Genomic DNA, 23,516 nt, shown 5'->3' with positions numbered 1-23,516 from the left:
AAACACCGGGCCCCTGTCCCCGGGACGCCATTAGGGCGCGCGTGGATGTACGGATTGCAAGTTGTTACAACGGAAAATTACAGTTCTGTGATGCCTGGCGGCCACTGGATGCGATTCCGGCAGTGACGCGGGGGGAACCAGCGCACAGTCCTGTCCGGCAGGGATACGCAGTCGCGTGTCTTGGGGCTGCGGATGCGCGGGTACTCGGCGCGCCAGGGACATCGTCCCGGCGCCGCACGCTGCCTAGCCGGCCTGCTCCACCAGGCTGGCCAGCTCGTCCTCATCGAAACCGGCAAGCAGCCGTGCCTCGACGTTGAACGGTCCATGCAGGTAGCCGCCGGCGTACTCGCGCAGCAGCGTCTTGAAGCGGGCGCGCGGCTCGATGCCGGCCCGCTCGCAATACCAGCGGTACCAGCGCGAGCCGGCGGCGACATGCGCCACTTCTTCGCGCAGGATGGTTTCGAGCACGTCGGCGGTGGCGGCATCGCCCACCGAGCGCAGCTTGACGATCATCGCCGGTGTCACATCCAGCCCGCGCGCCTCCAGCACGCGCGGCACCAGCGCCATCCGCGCCAGTCCGTCGTGTGCGGTCTTCTCGCACATTTCCCACAGCCCGTTATGCGCGGCGAAATCGCCGTAGTCGCGCGCGTGTGCCTGCAACCGCGCACGCAGCAGCATGAAGTGCCGCGATTCGTCGTCGGCCACCGCCACCCAATCGGCGTGGAACGCATCGGGCAGCCCGCGGAAGCGGTACACCGCATCCCAGGCCAGATCGATGGCGTTGAGTTCGATATGCGCAATGGCGTGGATGAAGGCCGCACGCCCGTCCGGCGTGCCCAACCCGCGCCGTGGCAGCTCGCGCGGATGCACCAGGATCGGCGTGGCAGGACGGCCCGGCATGCGGATCGGCGCAGGCGCCGGCGCTGCCGGATCGATCGTCAATCGGCCTGCGCGAAACGCCGCTGCGTACTGCTGGGTCAACGCAACTTTTTGCAGCGGATCGGACGCGTCCAGGCACGCGCAAGCAGCGTCGAACAAATCGGTTATCACGATGCGTACGCAGCAGTGATACAGCGCAATTGCGCGCTTATCCGCATGCACGCATCGGCAGTGCCACGCCTGGCGCAATGTCCACGCCAGGCACTGGGCAGGCGCGCCGGTGCAGGCACCATTGCGTCGCACTGCGGCCGCGTTGCCGCCATCGCCATCCCCACGCGCATGGGCGCCGGGCCACCGCGCGTCGGCAATTCAGGCGCGGCGACGCTTCTTGGCATCGTCCGAGCGCAGCTGCTGGATGCGTTCGAAATACCCCGGCTCGATGCCGGTGATGTATTCGCCGTTGAAGCACGAGGAATCGAACTGCTTGATGTCCGGGTTGCCTTCGCGTACCGCCACTTCCAGGTCTTCCAGATCCTGGTAGATCAGCCAGTCGCAGCCCAAAAATTCCTGGATTTCCTGCTCGCTGCGGCCATGCGCGATGAGTTCTTCGGCGGCCGGCATGTCGATGCCGTAGATGTTGGGATAGCGCACCGGCGGCGCGGCCGAGGCCAGATACACCTTGCGCGCACCGGCATCGCGCGCCATCTGCACGATCTGCCGGCTGGTGGTGCCGCGCACGATGGAATCGTCCACCAGCAGCACCACGCGGTTGCGGAATTCCAGATGGATCGGGTTGAGCTTGCGGCGTACCGATTTCTGCCGTTCGCCCTGCCCCGGCATGATGAAGGTACGGCCCACGTAGCGATTCTTGACGAAGCCTTCGCGGTACTTCACGCCGAGCACGTTGGATATTTCCAGCGCCACATCGCGCGAGGTGTCCGGAATCGGGATGATGGTGTCGATGTCGTGGTCCGGGCGCAGGCGCAGGATCTTTTCGCCCAGCTTCAGGCCCATGCGCATGCGCGCCTTGTGCACCGAGATGTTGTCGATCATCGAATCGGGACGCGCGAAATACACGTACTCGAAGATGCACGGCGCGTTGTTGGTCGGCGACGCGCACACTTCCGAGAACAGCTCGCCGCGCGCGGTGATCACCAGCGCTTCGCCCGGGCGCACGTCGCGCACGCGCTGATAGCCCAGGATGTCCAGCGCTGCCGATTCGGAGGACACGATGTATTCGGTACCTTCGGCATGCTCGCGCTTGCCCAGCACCAGCGGGCGGATGCCGTGCGGATCGCGGAACGCGACCAGGCCCAGTCCCAGCACCACGCTGACCACCGCATAGCCGCCCTTGCAACGGCGATGCACGCCGGCCACGGCACGGATCGCCGCTTCCGGGGTGAGCATGCGCTGCGCATCCAGCTCGTAGGCGAACACGTTCAACAGCACTTCGCTGTCCGAATCGGTGTTGATATTGCGGCGGTCGGCCTCGAACACCTGCTGGCGCAGCGCCTCGGTGTTGATCAGGTTGCCGTTGTGCGCCAGCGCGATGCCGTAGGGCGAGTTGACATAGAACGGCTGCGCTTCGTCCATGCCTTCCGACCCGGCGGTCGGGTAGCGGCAGTGTGCGATGCCGACGCGGCCTTCGAGCACGGCCATCTTCTTTTCGTCGAAGACATCGCGCACCAGGCCGTTGGCCTTCTGCACGCGCAGGCGCGTGCCGTCTGCAGTGGCGATGCCTGCGGCGTCCTGCCCACGATGCTGCAGGACGGTCAGGCCGTCATACAGCTGCCCGGCGACGTTCTGGTTGCCGACAATACCGACGATGCCACACATGGTGCGTGTTCTCCGCTTCGGCTTGCGCCGTTACTGTGAAGGTGGCCTTGCCTGGCCATGGGACTCGACCCGCGCGGGGTCGCTTTCTCCGCCGCGAACCTGCGCCGGATCGATATTGGCCGGCATCGCCTGCGCCGGATCGCGTCCGTCGCTGGCGGCCTTGCCGGGTTGCTTGCCAAGCGCACGCGTGATGGTGTCGCTCAGCCCGGAGCCCGCAAGCGCCTTGCCCAGGTCCGCATTATCGCCTGCCGAGGGCAACTTCCCCAAGTCCGTTGGCAGGTTGCGCAGTTCCATCGATGGCATCTCCATCGACGGCATCCGCCACGCCGGCAGTTGCGCCCGCATCCAGCCCGCACCGGGCTGCAGTAGCGGCAACAGCACCGACTGCCGCCATGCCGCCTCGCGCGGCAACGGGGTGAAGCCCATCAGCAGCACCAGCACACTGGCCAGGAATGCGCCGCGCACCACGCCCAGGCCGAAGCCGAGCATGCGGTCGGTGCCACCGAGTTTGACCGCGTCCACGCCGGCGCGAATGACCATGCCAATCACCGCCACGCTGATCAGCACGCCGACGAACACCATGGCGTAGCCACCGAACGACTCGGTGGCCGATGGCTGCCTGCCATCGGCCAGCCAATGCGCGGCCGCACCGCCAAACTGGAACGTGGCCCAGCCGGCCAGCAACCACGACAAGGTCCCCACCACGATCGCGACGAAGCCGCGCAGCAGGCCCAGCAGGGCCGACACCAGGATGATGACACCCAGCACCATGTCGATCATCGGCAAGGTCTCCGCGCGGCATACGGGCCGCTTGTGCAACGTGGCGGGCTGATCATGGCCTTCCCCTCCCTGGGCGTGAGGCGGTCGAACGATTCGGTGAAGCAGATGCGTGCTGAACACACGCGTTGGTCAAGGCAGCGTCTGCTGCGCGTGGATAGCGCAGACAGCATGCTACGCCGTCGTGCTGCCGCAACCGCCAGATGGCGGCGCGACGCATTGCGTGGATCTCAAGGATGCGGGCGCACCATGCCGGAAATGCCCACCTTGGCCGCCACCTGCGCACGCAGCTGTTCGGCATCGCCTCGGTTGGCTACCGGACCGACGCGCACGCGATTGAGCGCGCCCTTGTCGGTGCGGACCTGTTCGACGAACGCGCTGAAGCCGGAGGCGCGCACACGGTCGCGCAGCGCATTGGCGTCTTCGGCGCGGCCAAAGGCGCCCAGCTGTACCGCAAACCCGACGCCGCTGGCGGCCGGCGCTGCCGGAGCGGTGGGGGCAGGCGCAGCCGGCTTGGCGGTCTCGGGCTTGGCGGGCTCCGGCGTTGCCGGGGTCTTGGCGACCTCGGGCTTGGCCGGTGCCGGCTTCGGCGCCTGGACCGGCTTGGGCGCGGCGGCAACCGGCTTGGCCGACTCCGGCGGCAGGCTTTCGGTGCTGGTGGCGGCAGGCGTGGCAGCGGCGGTGGCAATGGTGCTGCTGGCCGGCTTGGGCGCCGGCGCCGACGGAGTCGGGGTCGGGGTTGCCACCGGCGGCCGAGCGCTGGCGCTCGCATCCAGCGTCACCACCTGGGCGTTGACGTCGCTGCGGACCTTCACCGCCTGCAGCCGGGCCGATTCGGCCTGGGCCTGGTCGGCATATGGGCCTACGCGCACGCGCCAGGCTTCACGGCCGCCGATCTGGGTCTTTTCGCTGAAACCGGGCAACTGCGCCTGCTTGAGCCGGGCGATCACCGCATCGGCATCGGCGCTGGTGGCGTAGGCGCCGAAGTTGACCGCGTAGTTGCCGGCCGCCACGCCCGGCGCGGACGGTGCGCTGGAGGGCGCGGCCAGATCGGCGGCGTCGGGGTTGTCCTGCACCGTTGCCGGGCCGCCGGGTGCGCCGGCCATGCCCAGCGCGCCACCGGCCGGGGCATCGCCCGGCGTCACCAGCGGCAACTCGCGGGTTTCGAATTCGCCCTTGCCGGGCGCGGCAGGCGCCTCGAGCGGCACATCGGCCACGCCGCTGGACGGCGCAGGGCCCTTGACCAGCATCGGAAGGAAGATCACGGCGAGCGCCACCAGAACGATGGCGCCAATCAATCGCTGTTTCAGAGCAGTGTCCACAGAAGAGAGCTAGAGGCGGCGTGGCGGGGTGCCGCGGCGATTATAAGGCCGGCGCTCGCTCGCCGACCCTAACGGGCTGAACGAAGTGCGCTCAGCGCATCGGCAACGGTGTGGAACGAGCCAAACACCAGCACCCGATCACCAGCCTGGGCAGCGGCCAGCACCGCCTGCAGCGCCGCAGCAACATCGGCGTGGCAAGCGGCCTGTGCGGCGGCAGTGTCGCGCAGGCGTTGCTGCAGGTCCTGGGCCGACTGACCGCGTGTTCCGTCCAACCCTGCCAGTACCCAGTGATCGACCTGCGCCGCCACGGCCTGGACCACACCCGGCGCATCCTTGTCGGCCAGCGCGGCGTAGATCGCATACGTGCTGCCGGCGTGCGCCTGCGCAGCGAGCGCAGCGGCCAGCGCGCGTGCGGCCTGCGGGTTGTGGCCGACATCCAGCAAGACCTGCACGCCATCGACCTCAAGACGTTGCAATCGCCCGGCCACGTGCGCGTTGCCGATGCCCTGCGCCCAGGCTGCAGCGGGCACCTCCACCGGCAACGCCTGCAATGCGGCGATTGCGGCAGCGGCGTTGGCCAGCTGTACCGGCGCGTGCAATGCCGGCATCGGCAATTGCAGCGTCACCGCCACATCGCGCCAGCGCCATTGCCGCGCGTCGGCTCGGGGGGTCTCCCCCTGCCCTGCGTCGATCGGCTCGAAAAAGTAATCGCTACCGGCACGGATCGCATTGGCGCCCAGCAGGTAGGCGCGGCGCAGCACGCTCGAGGGCGGGTCGATCTCGCCCAGCACCACCGGCTTCCACGCGCGGATGATGCCGGCCTTCTCGGCACCGATCGCCTCGCGGTCCTCGCCCAGCCAGTCGGTGTGGTCGATATCGACCGTGGTGATCACGGCGACGTCCGAGTCGACGATATTGACCGCATCCAGCCGTCCACCCAGGCCGATTTCCAGCACCGCCAACTCCAGCGCGGAGTGTTGAAACAGCCACAGCGTCGCCAGCGTGCCGAACTCGAAATAGGTCAGCGCGGTGTCGCCGCGCGCTGCCTCGACCGCAGCAAATGCCTCGACCAGCTGCGCATCGCTGGCCTCCTCGCCATCGATACGCACGCGCTCGTTGTAGCGCAGCAGATGCGGCGAGGTGTAGGCGCCCACCCTCCACCCGGCAGCACGCCCGATCGCCTCGATGAAGGCCACCGTCGAGCCCTTGCCGTTGGTGCCGCCCACGACGATGACATGCCTGGCTGGCGCTTCGATCTGCAGGCGCGCAGCCACCTCGCGCACGCGCTCCAACCCCATTGCGATACTGCTGGGGTGTTGCTGCTCGATGTAGGCGAGCCAGTCGAAGAGTGTGGTGGGAGTGGTCACGGGGTTACCTGATGTCGTGCGTCGCGCCGCGCATTATCGCGCTTGCGATGCCGCTGTGGTCTGAGCCCTATCAACGCCGTGACTTGGCACGCATCGCGGTTGCGTCCTGCCGGACGCGCTACCTGTCAGATCGCCTTCGAGCGGCTATCGACACGTAGCGGGCGGTCGTCAGGCGCGTACGCCGCGGAGGAAACGGCGTGCACGCGTGGTACATGCCGATCCGAACACCGGCGGCGCCCGCCTGGCAGCCGCGCAGTCGTTTTGCTAGCTGCTCTCACAGCGCCCGATGCTTGGCCTCACCAAAGAACGGTGTGTGATGGGCACAGTCGTTGAGGCGCACCACTTCCAGGTGCTCGACGTCGTCGCCTTCGAGCAGGTTGAGCGTGGTCGGGGCCTGGCGGAAGGTCCACAGCCTGGACAACGGCAGGCCCAGGATCTTGCACAGGATGACGCGATTGACGGCGTCGTGCGCGACCACCAGCAGGGTGTCGTCGGCGCCCAGTCCGTCGGCGGCGCGCGCCAGGCCGCGCCAGCTGCGGTCCAGCACCTGGCGCAGCGATTCGCCGCCGGGCATCAGCACGGTGTCGGGTTCCTCGCGCCATGCGCGCAGGCGTGCCGGATCCTTGTCGTTGATTTCGCTTGCAAGCAACCCTTCCCATTCGCCGTGCGCGATTTCCTGCAGGTCGGCATCGGTCTGCAGCAGCGAGGTGCGCGACGCACCCAGGGCGGCCTTGGCAGTGGCCTGCGCGCGCGACAGCGGCGAGGCGACCGCGCGGGTGATCTGCAAGGCCTGCAGCCGTTCGCCCAATGCGCGCGCCTGGCCTTCGCCCACCGGCGACAGCGGAATATCGATCTGGCCCTGGTAACGGCCTTCGGCGTTCCACGGCGTCTCGCCGTGACGAGCAAGCAGGATGCGCATGCGCTGGGAGTTCCTTGGGGGAGGGGCCGGCTCGCGGCAGCGAAACCGGACCGCATCATAACCGCTCCCTGCCCTGCGGCCCGGCCGACTCAGCGCACACCCAGCTCCTTCAGCAGCTGCGGCGCGGGCGCCACCTCGGTCATGATCCAGCGCAGGTAGCGGCTGTCCACGGCGATCATGCGGGTCATGGCCGGATCGAAGATCCAGTTGCTGCTCACCGATTCCCAATTGCCGTCGAACGCCAGGCCGACCAGCTTGCCGTGCGCGTCCATCACCGGCGAGCCGGAATTGCCGCCGGTGATATCCAGGTCCGACAGGAAGTTGACCGGCACCGAGCCCAGGCGCTTGTCGTCCAGACCGGCATAGCGCTTGGCCTTGACCGCATCCAGCAGCGGCTTGGGCGAGTCGAACGGATCGGCGCCGGTGTCCTTGGCGGTCACGCCCTCCAGCGTGGTGAACGGCGTGTAGGCCATGCCGTCTTTGGGCGCGTAACCCTTGACGTTACCGAAGGTGATGCGCAGCGACAGGTTGGCATCCGGATAGACCGCCTCGCCCTTGCTCTTCTTGTAGTCGGCCAGCGCCTGCAGATAGAGCGGCCGCGCCTTGAGCGCTTCGCCGGTTTCGAGCTTGTCCTCGCGCTCGATCTGCAGCAGTGCCGGCATCAGCGCCACTGCATACCGGATTGCCGGATCGGTGCTGGCCTCGAACGCGGCACGGTCGGCCGTCAACCATTTCAGGCGCGCCTCGGTGCTGCCCAGGGTGGTGGCATCGAGCTTGGCCAGCGCCGCCTGCACGGCGGCTGCGTCGCCGCCGCCCAGCCACTGGTCCAGTGCCGCTATGCGTTGATCGGCAGGCAGCGCGATGTACTGGCTGAGCCAGTAGTGCTGCAGCTGCCGGTCCATGGCCGGCACGTAGCGGCGCTCCATCTGCTTCATCGTGCCTTCGATGGCCGGCAGGTCGCGCTCCTGATACCCCGATTCGCGCTCGGCATCGGGCTTGGCGCGCTCGATGGCCAATCGGTACAGCGTTACCGCCGCGCCCACCGTGCCGGTGGTATCGAACTGGCGCAGCACGAAGTCGCGGTGCTGGGTGGCCTGGTCGCGCTCGACCAGCGTGACCAGGGTGTCGTGGGCCTTGAGCGCGGCGCGGCCGCTGGCGCCCTGCCGCTTGAGCCAGGCCAGCACGGCGGCTTCATCGGCCTGCTTCTGCGCCTGCGCGCCGATCCGCTTGAACCCTTCCAGCTGACCGTCGAAATTCTTGGCGGCGTTGTTGAGGCTGGCAACGGTGCTGGCGTACTTCACCTGGATGTCCGGGTTCTGCTTGCCGGCCTGCTCGATCAGCGCAATCACATCCTTCAGGTGGCGGCCGACCACCGGGTAGGTCCAGCTGGCGGTGTTGTCGAATTCGGCCGCCAGTGCATACCGGTTGGTGCGGCCCGGATAGCCAGCCACCATCACGAAGTCACCGGCGCCCAGCGGCTGGTCGGCGAACTTGAGGAAATGCCTGGGCTGGTAAGGCACGTTGTCCCTTGCGTAAGCGGCCGGCTTGCCGTCCTTGCCGACGTAGGCGCGGTAGAACGAGAAATCGCCGGTATGACGCGGCCACATCCAGTTGTCGACGTCGCCGCCGAACTTGCCCACGCTGGCAGGCGGTGCGTAGGCCAGGCGTACGTCCTTGATCTCCAGGTTCTTGAACAGCCGGTAGGTGTTGCCGCCGGCAAAGCTGAAAAACTGGCAGCGATAGCCGGGCTGCGCTTCGCATTGGGCGATCTGCTGCTTGCTGAAGTCCTCCAGCGCCAGGGTGCGCTTGAGCGGATCATCGCCAGCCGCCGCCATGGCGGCCTTGGCGGCCTTGGCGGCCGTGGTGACATCGGTGATGGCGTCCAGCACATAGATGCGTGCAGTGGGACCGGCGCTGAGTTCGTCAGCCGGTTTGGCCGCGCTGAAGCCGTCCTTGATCAGGTTTTTCTGCGCGGTGGAATTGAGCTGGATCGCGCCGTAGGCGCAGTGGTGGTTGGTCACCACCAGGCCCTGCGGCGACACGAAGCTGGCGGTGCAGCCGCCCAGCGCCACCACCGCGCCCATCGGGTCGCCGGTGAGATCGGCCAGCCGTTGCGGCGACAGTTGCAAGCCGGCCTGCTTCAACGGCCCGGCGATATCGGGCAGTTGCTGCGGCACCCACATCCCCTCGCCCGCCTGTGCGGAAGACGCCACGGCGAGCGTGGACAACAGCGAAACGGCAAGCCGACGTGGGCGCATTGCATGATTCCGGCACAGGCGAGAGTTACAGTGTAACGCTCACGATTGCAGCCGAACGCATGACTGCTGGCAGGGATGCGCTACCTCGCAACCGCGGCAGACCACTTGATGCGCAGCTGGCCGGGCTGGGTCACCCAGGCTCAGGCGCGCCCGAAGCTGGGATCGCTGCGGCTGGGCCGCCCGGTTTCCAGGTGGCCGGCCAGGCGGCGGCGGAAAGCCGCACCCGGCTGCTCGATCACCAGGTCGTACCAGTGATCGCTGGCCGCCAGCGGCAGGCGGATGCTCTGCCGCTGGCCGGCGGCCAGTTGCAGCGGCCGCGGCGTCGGGTCGCCATGGTCCAGCGCACGCAATTGCAGCGCACAGGCCTGTTGCCCGGCGTTGCCGATCTCCAGCACCAGCGCATCGCCGTCCTGTCGCGCTTGAACCCAGGGGCTGGCCTGCTGTACCGCGTCGGAGTGCAGCTCGCCGGCGAACTCGCGCAGGAACCCATTCGGCCCATGCACGCGCAGCGCGTACGCCCCCTCGTGCAGCGCACCTACTGGAACATCGTCGAGCTGCGTGCCCGGCAACACGGTGTAGTACCAGGGCCCACCGTTGGCCTTGCTGGTGTAGACGTTGAACGCCGCCGCAGCGGTGCCGCTGTTGACGAATTGCAACTGCAGCGCGTTGCCGGCGTGTACGCGCGCATGCACCTGCAGGGCATAGGGCAACGCGCGCGCGGGGCGTTGGCCCGGCTCCTGCCTTGGCATGCGAGGGTTGCTCGGCGGCACCGGTGACGGCTTGTTGCGCAACGCAGCGGTCCGCGCACGGTAGTCGTCGATCGATGGCAATGCGCTCAGCGCCGAATCGTCCGGCTTGCGGAAATCGAACACGCTGGTCAGATCGCCGCTGACCGCGCGGCGCCAGGGGCTGATGTTGGGCTCGGCCACGCCGAAGCGGCGCTCCAGCAGACGCAGCACCGAGGTGTGGTCGAACACCTGCGAATTGACCCAGCCGCCGCGCGTCCATGGCGAGATCACCAGCATCGGCACGCGGATGCCCAGACCCACCGGCACACCGTTGTACGACTCACCGCGCACATCGACATTGCTGCGCCCCATGCGTGCATCCAGCGCCGGCAGCGGCGCCGGCACATGATCGAAGAAGCCGTCGTTCTCGTCGTAGTTGATGATCAATGCGGTCCTGGCCCAGACCTGCGGATTGGAGGTCAACGCATCGATCAGCCGCGCCACTAGCGACTCGCCGTAGGCCGGCGGTGCTTCGGGATGTTCGCAGTACGCAGTGGGTGGAATGATCCACGACACCTGCGGCAGGCGATTGCCTTGCACGTCGGCCGCAATCGCGGCAATCAGATGATCGGCCTGCGTGGTGGCCGCGTTGTCGGCGGTGGACCCGGGCACATACGCGCGTGCGCGAAGGTAACGTTCGTCAGCCGGATCGAGCCCACGGTAATGGGAAAAATACGCCAGCGAGTTGCAGCCGAAGTTGTCGTATTCCTGGTACACGCGCCAGTCGATGCCTGCTGCCTGCAGCCGCTGCGCATAGGTGGTCCAGCCCATCGCCGCGTAACCGGGTTTGTCGCGCGCCATGTCGGCGGTCCAGTTGCCGTCGTCGGCGTTGTCGGCCACCTGTGCGCGCAGATCGCCCACGCTCAGGCCGCTGGTGCCGGTGAACAGATACATGCGATTGGGATTGGTCGGCCCGTGCATCGAACAGAAATACCCATCGCAGATGGTGAAGGCATCGGCGAGCGCGTGGTAGTACGGGATGTCCTGGCGCTGGAAATAGCCCATCGTCAGCTCGCCCTTGTACGGCACCCAGGCATCGTATTCGGCCCAGCGCGTCGGGTCCTGCCCATGGCCGGCCTTCCAGGAATGATCCAGGCTCTTGATCAGCGGTGCGCTGGTGGTGTGCGAATCGAACGCGAACGGCAACAGCCGCCGTCCATCGGCGGCAGGCTGGCTCCAGACCGGGTTGCCGTCGCGCAGTTGCAGCGCGTGCGGGTCGCCGAAGCCGCGCACGCCGCGCAGCGCGCCGAAGTAATGATCGAACGAGCGGTTTTCCTGCATCAGGATCACCACATGCTCGATGTCGCGCAGCGTGCCGGTGCGCGCATTGGCCGGCAGCGCCAGCGCGCGGCCGATCGATGATGGCAAGGCTCCGGCAGCGGTGAGCGCGGCAACCCGCTTGAGAAAATCGCGGCGCGAAGAAGATGACGTCATGACCAAAGCCTTGCCGAAGTCGGGGCGATGCAGCGCGTGGCGCGATGCGCAGCGCACACGTATAGCCGTCAAGCACGACAGTTTTGCGACAGCGGCCGTCATCAATGTTTCATGAGCCGTTGACACCCTGCGTCGCGAAACGCCGGTCTTGCACCGCGCGTCCGCCCCCAGCCGTGCTCGAACAGGATTCCCCCATGACTTCCGCTCGTCGTTTTGATGTCACTCCGTTGGCGCTGGCCCTGGCCGCGCTGCTTCCCGTCATGGCGCAGGCCGCCGAGCCGGTGACCGCCAGCGTGGCCGACGCACCGGCAACGCCGGCCGATGCCGCTGGCAACGCAACGCAGCTGGATGCCATCAACGTGGTCTCACAGGGCAGTACGCGCCAGGTGCAGCGCATCAGCCGGCAGGACATCGAGCAGCTGACACCGGGCAGCAGCGCCTTCAAGGCAGTGGAAAAACTGCCGGGTGTGCAGTTCCAGTCCGCCGACCCGTTCGGTACCTACGAGTGGTCCACGCAGGTCACCCTGCACGGTTTCGATCAGAGCCGCCTGGGCTACACGCTGGATGGCATTCCGCTGGGCAACATGAGCTACGGCGTCACCAACGGCCTGCACATCACCCGCGCCATCATTTCCGAAAACCTCGGCTCGGTAGAGATCGCGCAAGGCGCCGGTGCGCTGGGCACCGCCTCCAACACCAATCTCGGCGGCACCATGCAGTTCTACTCGGCCGATCCGCAGACCACGCCCGGTGCACGGCTGGTGCAGACGGTAGGCAGCGATGCAACCCGCCGCACCTTCGTGCGCGCCGATACCGGCGATCGCAATGGCGTGTCGGCGTACCTGTCCTACGCCAATGCCAGCACCGACAAATGGAAGGGCTTCGGCGACCAGACCTCCGAACAGGCCAACCTCAAGACCGTGTACCAGTGGGGCGACGGCAACCGCCTGAGCCTGTTCGTGGATACCTCGCGGCGCAAGGAATACGACTACATGGACCTGTCGTTGACCAGCCAGCGCGCGCTGGGCTGGGACTACGACTACCTGCAGCCGGATTGGGCCACTGCCGTGCAGATGGCACGCGCGTACCAGAGCACCGGCGCCACCAGCGGCGTGGCCAATGGCTATCCGCAATCGCTGGCCGGCCTGCCCAGCGACTACAGCTGGCTGGATGCCAGCTACTACGCCGGCGGCGGCCTGCGCCGCGACAATCTTGCCGGTCTGTCGGGCACGTTCGTGTTCGGCGGTGCAACCCTGGATGCCGCCGGCTACTACCACGCCAATCGCGGTGAGGGGCAATGGGTGACGCCCTATGTCGTCACCTCGGCGCAGGTTCCAGTGTCGATGCGCACCACCGACTACGGGCTGGATCGCTTTGGCGGCACCAGTGCGCTGAAGTGGTCGTGGGGCAACCACGATCTGGAGATCGGTGCCTGGGCCGAAAACGCGCGCACCACGCAGGGCCGCAATTATTTTGCGCTGGGCAACGAGGGCTATACCTCGCTGTACAACGTCCTTGAGGCACAGACCCCGTTCCGCCGCGATTTCCTACAGCGCTATACCACCCAGACCCGCATGCTGTACCTGCAGGACACCGTGCGCCTGCTCGATGACCGCCTCACCTTGAACTACGGCGCAAAGGCGCTCGACACCACCACGCGCGCGCAATCGCTGGTGCCGACCACCTCGCTGGCGCAAGGCCGCATCCGTGCCGAAGACAACTTCCTGCCGCAGGTGGGCGTCAACTACAAGCTCGACGAGCGCCAGGACCTCTACGCCTCCTACAGCAAGAACATCGCCGCCTTCGGGTTCACCCCATTCGGCACCTCGCAGGCCGCTTTCGACCGCAGCCGCTCCACGCTGGAGCCGGAACAATCGCAGACCGTGCAGGTGGGCTACCGGGTGCAGGACGCGCAGTTCCAGCTTTCGGCCGATGCCTACTTCACCAAGTTCTCCAACCGCCTGCTGACCACTTCGCCGTGTACCGCAGTGCAGACCTGCGCGGCGATCCTGAGCAACGTGGGCGCCGTGCATAGCGCCGGTGCAGACCTGGCGCTGATGTGGCGCCCGGTCGAAGGCCTGAGCTGGTTGAACTCGCTCTCATGGAACCGCTCGCGCTACCAGGACGATTACCTCAACAACGGCGTGGTCGCCACCTCCGGCAAGGACGTGGTCGGCATCCCCGCGCTGATGTTTTCCTCCAGCGCCAGCTACCAGTTCGGTAACCTGCGCCTGGACCTGGATGGCAAGTACGTCGACAAGCGCTACATCACCTTCCTCAACGATTCGCAGGTGCCTTCGTACTGGCTGTTCAATGCCGGCGCACGCTACGACTTCGGCCGCGTGGGCCCGCTCGAGAATGTCGCGCTGGCCCTCAACATCACCAACCTCACCGACAAGCGCTACTTCGCCAGCACCGGCACCAACGGCTACGTCGCCTCCGATCCGAATGGCTACAACCAGACCATGGTGGTCGGTGCGCCGCGGCAGACCTTCCTGAGTCTGGATGTGAAGTTCTGAGCATCTGCCGGTTGCACCCTCATCCGGCGCTGCGCGCCACCTTCTCCCGCGTGCGGGAGAAGGGCGAAGGCAGCGGTGACCTCCATCGGCGCTGCGCGCCACCTTCTCCCGCGTGCGGGAGAAGGGCGAAGGCAGCGGTGACCTCCATCGGCGCTGCGCACCACCTTCCCCCGTATGCGGGAGAAGGGTGAAGACGGTGGTGGCCTCCATCCGGCGCTGCGCATCGCCTTCCCCCGCATGCGGGAGAAGGGTGAAGGCAGCGGTGACCTCCATTCGGCGCTGTGCATCCCCTTCCCCCGCATGCGGAGAAGGGCGAAGGCAGCGGTGACCTCCATCGGCGCTGCGCACCACCTTCCCCCGTATGCGGGAGGAGGGTGAAGACGGTGGTGGCCTCCATCCGGCGCTGCGCATCGCCTTCCCCCGCATGCGGGAGAAGGGTGAAGGCAGCGGTGACCTCCATTCGGCGCTGTGCACCGCCTTCCCCCCCCACATGCGGGAGAAGGGTAAAGGCAGCGGTGACCTCCATCGGCGCTGTGCATCCCCTTCCCCCGCATGCGGGGGAAGGTGCCCAAAGGGCGGATGGGGGCAGCGCGAAGTCGCCCCTTGCACGGCTGGTGCGCCCGCCCGTACACCGCCCGCTCAAGTCTCCCGGCAGGCGCCGGATCAACGCGGGCGACTGTCCTGCACTGCCGCATGGCGGATGCGGCATCGGGCATATAATTGCCGACTTATTTCACTTAGCAGGCCTCGCCATATGGCGCAGACGATGAAGGCGCTGGTCAAGCGCGACGCGGGAAAAGGCATCTGGATGGAGCAGGTGCCGGTTCCCACCCCCGGCCCCAACGAGGTGCTGATCAAGCTCGAAAAAACCGCCATCTGCGGCACCGACCTGCACATCTACCTGTGGGACGAGTGGAGCCAGCGCACCATCACCCCCGGCCTGACCATCGGCCATGAGTTCGTCGGCCGCGTAGCCGAGCTCGGTTCGGCGGTGACCGGCTACCAGGTCGGCCAGCGCGTCTCGGCCGAAGGCCATATCGTCTGCGGCCATTGCCGCAACTGCCGTGGTGGCCGCCCGCACCTGTGCCCCAACACGGTGGGCATCGGCGTCAACGTCAACGGCGCCTTCGCCGAATACATGGTGATGCCCGCCTCCAACCTGTGGCCGATCCCGGACCAGATCCCTTCCGAGCTGGCGGCATTCTTCGACCCCTACGGCAACGCCGCGCATTGCGCGCTGGAATTCGACGTCATCGGCGAAGACGTGCTGATCACCGGCGCCGGCCCGATCGGCATCATTGCGGCGGGCATCTGCAAGCACATCGGTGCGCGCAACGTGGTGGTCACCGACGTCAACGATTTCCGTCTCAAGCTGGCCGCCGACATGGGTGCCACCCGCGTGGTCAACGTCGCCAACACCTCGCTGAAAGAGGTAATGAAGGACCTGCACATGGAAGGCTTCGACGTGGGCCTGGAGATGAGCGGCAACCCGCGCGCGTTCAACGACATGCTCGATTGCATGTACCACGGCGGCAAGATCGCCATGCTCGGCATCATGCCGCGCGGGGCCGGCTGCGACTGGGACAAGATCATCTTCAAGGGCCTCACCGTGCAAGGCATCTATGGCCGCAAGATGTACGAGACCTGGTACAAGATGACCCAGCTGGTGCTGTCGGGCTTCCCGCTGCAGAAGGTGCTGACCCACCAGCTGCCGATCGACGATTTCCAGAAGGGCTTCGACCTGATGGAAGAAGGCAAGGCCGGCAAGGTCGTCTTGAGCTGGAACTGATCGACCGATCCAGCCGATACGCAAAAGGCGCCGCGAGGCGCCTTTTGCATGTCCATTTCCTGACGTCACCTGGATGCAGGGACCGAAGATGCTGCGCGCAACGCTTCGCTACGCACGGCGACGCAGCAAAGGTGTGAGCGTCGCTTCAGCCCATCGCACTCACGGCCAGGTGACCGTCGCCGTCGCCACCAGATGGTTCTGCGAATTCTGTCGCCCGAAGCCGAATTCGGCCGCTTCACTGGTGTCGTAATAGCCCACGCTCAGGCCCAACGGGCCGAAGGTCCTGCCTACGTTGACACCGAAATCGTTGTAGTCGTGATCGACCTGGCTCAGCGACGAGGTGTAGACGCTGTGCCCGGCATGCGCGCCGAAAGTGAAGTCGTACGGCAACGTCCAGTTGGCGTCCAGCGCGTAGTAGTACCCGTCGGTATCGGTGCCGTACAGATCGTTGGTGTAGGCAAGGGTCAGGCTGTAGGTCTTCAGGAAGGTGGTCTTGGTGATCAACTCGGCGTAGTTGGACGCGCCCGCACCCAGGTAGTGATAACGGTTCACCATCACGTCGAGATTGAAATTGGTGCTCAGGTCGGTGTTGTAGCCGACAAAGCCGTCCACTTCCCAGTCCGGATCGCCCGCGCCGAAATCGACATTGGACCCCCAGGTGCCGACATAGAAGCCATACGGCAGTTTGTAGGTCAGCCCGGCCTGAAACGCCGGCTCTTCGTTGGTCTGCGAGATACCGCGGAACAGGTAGTCGCTGGTCAGCGCAAACGTGCCACTGAGCGGCGAGGCGGGCGCGTCTTCATCTTGTGCCTGTGCCAATGGCGCGACACACAACAGCAGCAACGACAGACAACAAGCGAGCGAGGACGGCTTCATGGGGCTTCTCCTGGAGCGATGGGCGGCGGATGGCGCGAAGCGAGTGCTGCAATGACTTCTTAGTCGAACTGTCGTTGCAGCGCAACACAAACCTCGCGCTCGCTCGACCCAGCGCACACACGTGGTAGCCGTTCCGCCGATCCGGTGCCGGTCTCATCGACCAGACGCACCGAATCTTGACGTCCGCGATTGGAGATTGGGCATTCGGGATGGGTCACAGCCAAGGCAAAGGCGCGCCTTGCAATCCCCCTCATTCCAGCTGGCCCATCCCCGCCAGCGATGCAGGCGCTGACTTACGCGGGGAACACCCCGTATTGCCGCGCTGCCAGTCGTAATTGCTGGCCTGGCTGAAAACTACCGGCCGAGGCCGGCAGCTCCACTTCCACTTCATTGCCCGCCGGCTCCAGTGTTGCGCGCAAACGCAGGCGCGCCCCGCTACGCTGCGACCATGCCACCGTCGCCGGCCAGCCGGCTTCGTCGGGCACCAGATCTTCCGGCCGCACATACACCTCGACCGGCCCCGCAGCCAACGTGGCATTGGCCAGCGGCAGCGCATGACCGGCCACCTGGATCTGCCCCTGCTCCAGAACGCCAGGAATGCGGTTCACCGCCCCTACGAAGGAATACACGAACGGCGAGGCCGGGGTGTCGTAGATCACCGCCGGGGTGTCGAGCTGTTCGATGCGACCACGGTTGAGGATGGCAACCCGGTCGGCAAGCTCCAGTGCTTCCTCCTGGTCATGGGTCACGAACACCGTGGTCAGGCCGGTGCGCTCGTGCAACTCACGCAGCCAGCGCCGCAGGTCGCGGCGCACCTGCGCATCCAGCGCGCCGAAGGGTTCGTCCAGCAACAGCACGCGCGGTTCGATCGCCAGCGCCCGCGCCAGCGCCACGCGCTGCCGCTGGCCGCCGGACAGCTGGGTGGGATACCGCTGCTCCAGCCCCTGCAGCTGCACCAGCGCCAGTAGCTCTTCCACCCGCGCACGGATGCGCGCTTCGGCCCAGCGCGCGTTGCCGCGCCGCACCCGCAGCCCGAAGGCGATGTTCTCGAACACATCCATGTGCTTGAACAGCGCGTAGTGCTGGAACACGAAGCCGACCCGGCGCGATTGCACGCTCATGCCGGTGGCGTCCTCGTCGCCGAACAGCACCTGCCCAGCATCGGCGTGCTCCAGCCCGGCCATGATCCGCAACAAGGTGGTCTTGCCCGACCCGGACGGCCCCAGCAACGCCAGCAGCTCGCCCTGGCGCACGTCCAGGCTGATGTCGTCCAGTGCGGTGAAACTCTCGAACTGCTTGCGCAGGCGGTGGATACGGATGCCCATGGTGACCTCAGTGGCGGTGGTTGGCGGCCAGCGAATCGCCGTGCCGCCATTCCAGGTACGTCTTCAGCGCCAGCGTCAGCAGCGCGGTCAATGCCAGCAGCGAGGCACACGCGAATGCTGCGCTGTAGGCGTATTCGTTGTAGAGAATTTCCACATGCAGCGGCAGCGTATTGGTGCGCCCGCGGATATGCCCGGACACCACCGACACCGCGCCGAACTCGCCCATTGCCCGTGCCGCGCACAACAGCACGCCATACAGCAGGCCCCAGCGGATATTGGGCAGCGTCACCCGCCAGAACATCTGCCAGCCATTGGCGCCCAGGCTCAGCGCGGCCAATTCCTCGTCGCTGCCCTGCTGCTCCATCAGCGGCATCAGTTCGCGCGCGATGAACGGGAAGGTGACAAAGGTGGTGGCCAGTACGATGCCCGGCAACGCGAACACGATGCGTGGCAACTGGATCAGCGTCTCGCCCAGCAGTGGCAGCTGCACATGCCAGCCTTCGTCGATCAATGGCCAGGCCCAGCCATTGCGTCCGAAGATCAGCACGAAGATCAGCCCCGCCACCACCGGCGACACCGAAAACGGCAGGTCGATCAGGCTGACCAGCAGGCGCTTGCCGCGAAACTGGTGCTTGCTCACCGCCCAGGCAGCGGCCACGCCGAAGACCAGGTTCAACGGCAGCACGCAAGCCGTCACCAGCAGCGTCAGCTTGATCGCCGACAGCGCATCCGGGTCGACCACCGCGCGCAGGAAGGTCTCCCAGCCGCCACGCAGTGCTTCGGCGAAGACCAGCACCAGCGGCAGCAACAAGAATGCCAGCAGAAATCCCAGCGCGCCCAGGATCATCAGCCACTGCACCCAGCGCGGCTCGTTGGTGGCCGAATCGGTGATGCGGCGCGCCTGCTCGGTCATCGCACGGGTCTGCAGCATCGAGGGCAACGAGGAAACAGCATCGGTCATGCCGGCCTCCGTTGATAGCGCAACAGGCGTGCCTGCAACGTGTTGACCACCAGCAGGATCACCAGCGACAGCAACAGCATCGCCGCGGCGATCGCGGTGGCGCCGGCATAGTCGAACTCTTCCAGCCGGATGGTGATCAGCAGCGGAGCGATCTCGGTGGAGTTGGGCAGGTTGCCGGCAATGAAGATCACCGACCCGTACTCCCCCACCCCGCGTGCGAAGGCCAGCGCAAACCCCGTCAGCACCGCCGGCCACAGCCCCGGCAATACCACCCGCCAGACCGTCTGCCAGCGCGAGGCGCCCAGCGTGGCGGCGGCAGCCTCCATTTCACGGTCACTCTCGGCCAGGACCGGCTGCACCACCCGCACCACGAATGGCAGGCCCACGAACACCAGCGCGATCACGATGCCGAGCTGGGTATAGGCCACCGTGATCCCGGCCGCCTCCAGCCAGCGCCCGATCCAGCCGTTGCCGCCATACAACGCGGTCAGCGCGATGCCGGCCACTGCGGTGGGCAGCGCGAACGGCAGGTCGATCACCGCATCGAAGAAGCGCTTGCCGGGAAAGCGATAGCGCACGAACACCCAGGCCACCCAGGTGCCCATCAACGCATTGAACGCGCCTGCCGCCAGGGCGGTGCCGAAGCTGAGCCGCAACGCCGCCAGCACGCGCGGTTCGCTCCAGACCTTCCACAACCCGTCCCAACCCAAGCCGCTGGTCTTGATGAAGATGCCCAGCAACGGAATCAGCACGATCAGGCCGAGCCAGGTCAGGGTGATGCCCAGACTCAGGCCCAGCCCCGGCATCACGCGGCGGCGGCGCGCTGGCGACACCGCCCGGGGTGCAACCGAGGTCTGCATGCCTACTTCCTGGCCTGGATCTGGTCGAACAGGCCGCCGTCGGCGAAGTGTTCCTGCTGCGCCTTGTCCCAGGATCCGAACGCCTGCTGGATCGTCACCAGCTTGATGTCCGGAAAGCGCGCCATGTCGGCCGGATCGGCAAACTCCGGATGGCGCGGGCGATAGAAGTGCCTGGCCGCCAGCTTCTGTCCCTCCGGCGCATACAGGTAGCGCAGATAGGCCTCTGCCACCTCGCGGGTGCCGTGCCTGTCGACGTTCTTGTCCACCAGCGCCACCGACGGCTCGGCCAGGATCGACAATTTGGGCACCACGATCTCGAACTTGTCCTTGCCCAGCTCCTCGCGCGCCAGCAGCGCCTCGTTTTCCCAGGCCAGCAGCACGTCGCCGATGCCACGCTGGACGAAGGTGGTGGTCGCACCGCGCGCACCGGTGTCGAGCACCGGCACGTTGCGGAACAGCGCCTGCATGTAACGCAGGATGCGCTCGCGGTCGCCCTTGAAGATGTGATCCGCGTACGCCCAGGCAGCCAGATAATTCCAGCGCGCGCCACCGGAGGTCTTCGGGTTGGGCGTCACCACCGCCACGCCCGAGCGCAGCAGGTCAGGCCAGTCCTTGATGTTCTTCGGGTTGCCCTTGCGGACCAGGAACACGATGGTGGAGGTGTACGGCGCGCTGTTGTCCGGCAGCCGCTTTTCCCAATCGCTGTCGATCAGCTTGGCCTTCTGCGCGATCGCATCCACGTCGTAGGCCAGCGCCAGGGTCACCACATCCGCCTCGATGCCGTCGATGACCGCGCGCGCCTGCTTGCCGGACCCACCGTGCGAGGTCTCCACCGTGACCGTGTCCTGCGGGTGCTGCCGCTTCCACTGCGCCGCGAATGCAGTGTTGAAATCGCGGTAGAACTCGCGGGTGGGGTCGTAGCTCACATTGAGCAAACCGATGTCGCGTGCGCCTGCCGGGCCGGCCAGGGCCAGCAAGATGCATACGAGGGAAACAAAACGAAAGCGGGGGTGTATCACAACGATCTCCTGGCCGGGGGCACAGCTGAACAGCAAGCATGCCATGCTGCGCAGCGTCACGCGGGCGGTGAAATGACATCCACGCCACTGCTTATGCCGATTTTGCATGACGTAGTGGTATGCCATGGTGATCGTTAAGATTGCGCTTCTTCCTTGCCACTGCGACCGCCATGACCCGTCCGCCTGCCGCGCTCACCGCCCACTACGCCGCCGAACTGGATGCCATCCAGTCCCAGGGCCTGTTCAAGTCCGAGCGCATCATCACCGGCCCGCAGTCGGCACAGATCACGCTGGCCGATGGCCGCAGCGTGCTGAACTTCTGCGCAAACAACTATCTTGGCCTGGCCGACCATCCGGACATCATCCAGGCCGCCAAGGATGCGCTGGACAGCCACGGCTTCGGCATGGCATCGGTGCGCTTCATCTGCGGCACCCAGGACCTGCACAAGCAGCTCGAGCGCACCATCGCCGCGTTCTTCGGCACCGAGGACACCATCCTCTATGCCGCCTGCTTCGACGCCAACGGCGGCCTGTTCGAACCACTGCTCGGTGAGCACGATGCGATCATTTCCGATGCGCTCAACCACGCCTCCATCATCGACGGCGTGCGCCTGTGCAAGGCCAAGCGCTTCCGCTACGCCAACTGCGACATGGCCGACCTGGAGGCGCAGCTGCAGGCCGCCGATGCGGCCGGCTGCAAGACCAAGCTGATCACCAGCGACGGCGTGTTCTCGATGGACGGCTTCATCGCGCCGCTGGACCAGATCACTGCCCTGGCCCGCAAGTACAACGCGCTGGTGCATATCGACGAATGCCATGCCACCGGCTTCCTGGGCGCCACCGGTCGCGGCTCGGCCGAGGTCAAGGGCGTGCTGGACCAGATCGACATCTTCACCGGCACGCTGGGCAAGGCCATGGGCGGCGCACTGGGCGGCTTCACCACCGCCAGGCGCGAGGTGATCGAACTGCTGCGCCAGCGTTCGCGCCCCTACCTGTTCTCCAATTCGTTGCCGCCGCACGTGGTGGCTGCCGGCATCAAGGCCTTCCAGATGCTGGACGCGGCCGGCGAGCTGCGCACGCAGCTGGTGGACAACACCCGCTACTTCCGCGAACGCATGACCGCCGCCGGCTTCGACCTCAAGCCCGGCGTGCACCCGATCAGCCCGGTGATGCTCTACGACGCACCGCTGGCGCAGACGTTCGCCGAGCGCCTGCTGGAGGAAGGCATCTACGCGATCGGCTTCTTCTTCCCGGTGGTGCCCAAGGGCCAGGCGCGCATCCGTACCCAGATCAGCGCCGCGCATACCCGCGAACAGCTGGACCGGGCGATCGACGCCTTCATCAAGATCGGCCTGGAACTGGACGTCATCAAGGCCTGAGCATGCGGACAGTGCTGCGCCAACGGCTGCTGCTCGCGGCGCGCACCGATGCCCAGGCCCGGTTGCTGGACGGCAGCTGGGAAACCCGCTGCCTGCATTGCCGTCGCCGCCTGTACATCGGCCTCGACGGCGAACCGCTGGGGCACACCACGCTGGAACACGTGGTGCCGCAGGCCTGGTTCGGCCGCCGCGCCGCAGCCGATCTGTGCGTGCTGGTGGGCAATGCGCGCAACGATGCGCGCAATCTGGCGCTGGCCTGTGCCGGCTGCAATCACGCCAAGGGCCGGCGCCATGACGCCAACGGTGCCGGCGACGCACGCGCGGTGGACGTGGTGAGCGCCCTGCTCAGCGCGCGTTTGGCGCGCTGGCGCGAGCCGGCGTCAGCGCCAGGACTTCCGCCGCACTGAGCATCCGCCAGGCGCCTTTGTCCAGCTCGCCGATTGCCAGCGGCCCGATCGCCACGCGCACCAGCCGCAGCACGCCGATGTCCACGGCCGCGAGCAAACGGCGGATCTGCCGGTTACGGCCTTCGTCCAGCACGATTTCCAGCCAGGCATTGCGCTCGCCTTCGCGCAGCAGGCGCACCTGCTTTGCACGCAGCACTCCGCCATCACCGTCGGGGTCTGGATCGATTACCCCGACCTGCAGCTGCTCCAGCTGCCCGGCGTCCGGGTGGCAATCGATCTGCACGTGATAGGTCTTGTCCGGCCCGCTGGCGGGATCGGTCACCGCCGCCGCCCACTGCGGGTCGTTACTGAACAGCAGCAGACCTTCGCTGGCCTTGTCCAGGCGCCCGACCGGCGCGATCCACGGCAGGCCCGCACCATCGAAACAGCGGTATACGGTGTCCCTGCCCTGCTCGTCGCGCACCGTGGTGACCACGCCGCGCGGCTTGTTGAGCATCACATAGATCCGCGCAGGTCCAGCCAGGGGTTGGCCATCGATGGCGATGGCCGCCGGTTGATGGGTGCGGATCGGGAATTCGGGGTCGCGGATCACCCGTCCATCGACGCTGACCCGCCCATCGGCGATCCGGCGGGCCGCCTCGGTCCGCGAGCACACGCCCAGCTTGGACAGCACCCGCGCCAGCCCATGCCGCGGCCCGGAGTTGCCCGGTGCAGCGGTGGACACGCGCGCGGCGCGCGCCGGCGGTGCCAGGCCACGCGTGCGAGGCCGGGGCGTCGCCGGCGGAGGCCGCCGGGTCATGC

At 66.8% G+C, this 23,516-nt stretch carries 18 protein-coding genes and 1 other RNA gene; 4 read left to right on the top strand and 15 right to left on the bottom strand.

Annotated features, from left to right (window positions below; genetic code table 11):
- Positions 1 to 243: 243 nt before the first annotated feature.
- The 9 genes from HG421_RS03605 to HG421_RS03565 all read right to left on the bottom strand — a co-directional run bounded on the left by HG421_RS03605 (position 244) and on the right by HG421_RS03565 (position 11,580).
- A complete protein-coding gene (locus tag HG421_RS03605; RefSeq protein ID WP_169708073.1) occupies positions 244 to 1,080 on the bottom strand; it encodes a ferritin-like domain-containing protein in 837 nt (278 codons plus the stop codon).
- Positions 1,081 to 1,248: 168 nt separating this feature from the next.
- Entirely contained in the window at positions 1,249 to 2,715 is a 1,467-nt protein-coding gene (purF, locus tag HG421_RS03600) for an amidophosphoribosyltransferase (RefSeq protein WP_169705253.1), read from the bottom strand.
- Between the two features lie 30 nt (positions 2,716 to 2,745).
- Entirely contained in the window at positions 2,746 to 3,495 is a 750-nt protein-coding gene (locus HG421_RS03595) for a CvpA family protein (RefSeq protein WP_169705252.1), read from the bottom strand.
- A gap of 227 nt (positions 3,496 to 3,722) precedes the next feature.
- Positions 3,723 to 4,814 carry an SPOR domain-containing protein gene (locus HG421_RS03590; RefSeq protein WP_169705250.1) on the bottom strand — a complete coding sequence of 364 codons (1,092 nt, stop codon included), beginning with the start codon at positions 4,812 to 4,814 and terminating at the stop codon, positions 3,723 to 3,725.
- A 68-nt stretch (positions 4,815 to 4,882) separates the two neighbouring features.
- A complete protein-coding gene (gene folC / locus HG421_RS03585; protein WP_169705248.1) occupies positions 4,883 to 6,181 on the bottom strand; it encodes a bifunctional tetrahydrofolate synthase/dihydrofolate synthase in 1,299 nt (432 codons plus the stop codon).
- Positions 6,182 to 6,323: 142 nt separating this feature from the next.
- Positions 6,324 to 6,395, bottom strand: a non-coding RNA gene (locus HG421_RS03580) — sX9 sRNA.
- 60 nt (positions 6,396 to 6,455) lie between these two features.
- Positions 6,456 to 7,100, bottom strand: coding sequence for a histidine phosphatase family protein (locus tag HG421_RS03575; RefSeq protein WP_169705246.1), 645 nt, complete (start codon positions 7,098 to 7,100; stop codon positions 6,456 to 6,458).
- An 89-nt stretch (positions 7,101 to 7,189) separates the two neighbouring features.
- Complete coding sequence (locus tag HG421_RS03570; RefSeq protein ID WP_211161818.1) at positions 7,190 to 9,283, bottom strand: S46 family peptidase; 2,094 nt, start codon at positions 9,281 to 9,283, stop codon at positions 7,190 to 7,192.
- Between the two features lie 215 nt (positions 9,284 to 9,498).
- Positions 9,499 to 11,580 (bottom strand): phosphocholine-specific phospholipase C, encoded by a 2,082-nt coding sequence (locus HG421_RS03565; protein ID WP_169705242.1) that lies wholly within the window; start codon positions 11,578 to 11,580, stop codon positions 9,499 to 9,501.
- A gap of 104 nt (positions 11,581 to 11,684) precedes the next feature.
- On the opposite strand from HG421_RS03565, the gene HG421_RS03560 reads away from it, so the two are divergent.
- Positions 11,685 to 14,099: a TonB-dependent receptor gene (locus HG421_RS03560; protein ID WP_211161776.1), complete on the top strand. Its 2,415-nt coding sequence runs from the start codon at positions 11,685 to 11,687 to the stop codon at positions 14,097 to 14,099.
- A 754-nt stretch (positions 14,100 to 14,853) separates the two neighbouring features.
- A complete protein-coding gene (tdh, locus tag HG421_RS03555) occupies positions 14,854 to 15,888 on the top strand; it encodes an L-threonine 3-dehydrogenase (protein WP_169705238.1) in 1,035 nt (344 codons plus the stop codon).
- Between the two features lie 159 nt (positions 15,889 to 16,047).
- Here tdh and HG421_RS03550 read toward each other — a convergent pair whose 3' ends face one another.
- From HG421_RS03550 to HG421_RS03530, 5 genes are all read right to left on the bottom strand, one after another.
- Positions 16,048 to 16,764, bottom strand: a complete 717-nt coding sequence (locus HG421_RS03550; protein WP_169705236.1) for a TorF family putative porin — start codon at positions 16,762 to 16,764, stop codon at positions 16,048 to 16,050.
- A gap of 293 nt (positions 16,765 to 17,057) precedes the next feature.
- Positions 17,058 to 18,089, bottom strand: a complete 1,032-nt coding sequence (locus HG421_RS03545) for a sulfate/molybdate ABC transporter ATP-binding protein (RefSeq protein ID WP_169705234.1) — start codon at positions 18,087 to 18,089, stop codon at positions 17,058 to 17,060.
- A 7-nt stretch (positions 18,090 to 18,096) separates the two neighbouring features.
- A complete protein-coding gene (gene cysW / locus HG421_RS03540) occupies positions 18,097 to 19,050 on the bottom strand; it encodes a sulfate ABC transporter permease subunit CysW (RefSeq protein WP_169705233.1) in 954 nt (317 codons plus the stop codon).
- Complete coding sequence (cysT, locus tag HG421_RS03535) at positions 19,047 to 19,910, bottom strand: sulfate ABC transporter permease subunit CysT (RefSeq protein WP_169705231.1); 864 nt, start codon at positions 19,908 to 19,910, stop codon at positions 19,047 to 19,049. Before cysT ends, cysW begins: the two co-directional genes overlap by 4 nt.
- Before the next feature lie 2 nt (positions 19,911 to 19,912).
- Entirely contained in the window at positions 19,913 to 20,929 is a 1,017-nt protein-coding gene (locus HG421_RS03530; protein WP_248279459.1) for a sulfate ABC transporter substrate-binding protein, read from the bottom strand.
- 170 nt (positions 20,930 to 21,099) lie between these two features.
- On the opposite strand from HG421_RS03530, the gene kbl reads away from it, so the two are divergent.
- The gene (gene kbl, locus HG421_RS03525) at positions 21,100 to 22,308 is read left to right on the top strand and encodes a glycine C-acetyltransferase (protein ID WP_169705227.1); all 1,209 of its coding nucleotides are present in this window, start codon (positions 21,100 to 21,102) and stop codon (positions 22,306 to 22,308) included.
- A gap of 2 nt (positions 22,309 to 22,310) precedes the next feature.
- Positions 22,311 to 22,715, top strand: coding sequence for an HNH endonuclease (locus tag HG421_RS03520; RefSeq protein WP_169705225.1), 405 nt, complete (start codon positions 22,311 to 22,313; stop codon positions 22,713 to 22,715).
- On the opposite strand, the gene HG421_RS03515 is transcribed toward HG421_RS03520, so the two are convergent.
- The gene (locus tag HG421_RS03515) at positions 22,654 to 23,514 is read right to left on the bottom strand and encodes a pseudouridine synthase (RefSeq protein WP_169705224.1); all 861 of its coding nucleotides are present in this window, start codon (positions 23,512 to 23,514) and stop codon (positions 22,654 to 22,656) included. The genes HG421_RS03520 and HG421_RS03515 overlap by 62 nt on opposite strands.
- Between the last annotated feature and the right edge of the window lie 2 nt (positions 23,515 to 23,516).

The organism is Xanthomonas campestris pv. badrii, from assembly GCF_012848175.1.
Classification (GTDB): Bacteria; Pseudomonadota; Gammaproteobacteria; order Xanthomonadales; family Xanthomonadaceae; genus Xanthomonas; species Xanthomonas campestris_C.
This window is presented reverse-complemented; position numbering and strand designations above follow the sequence as displayed.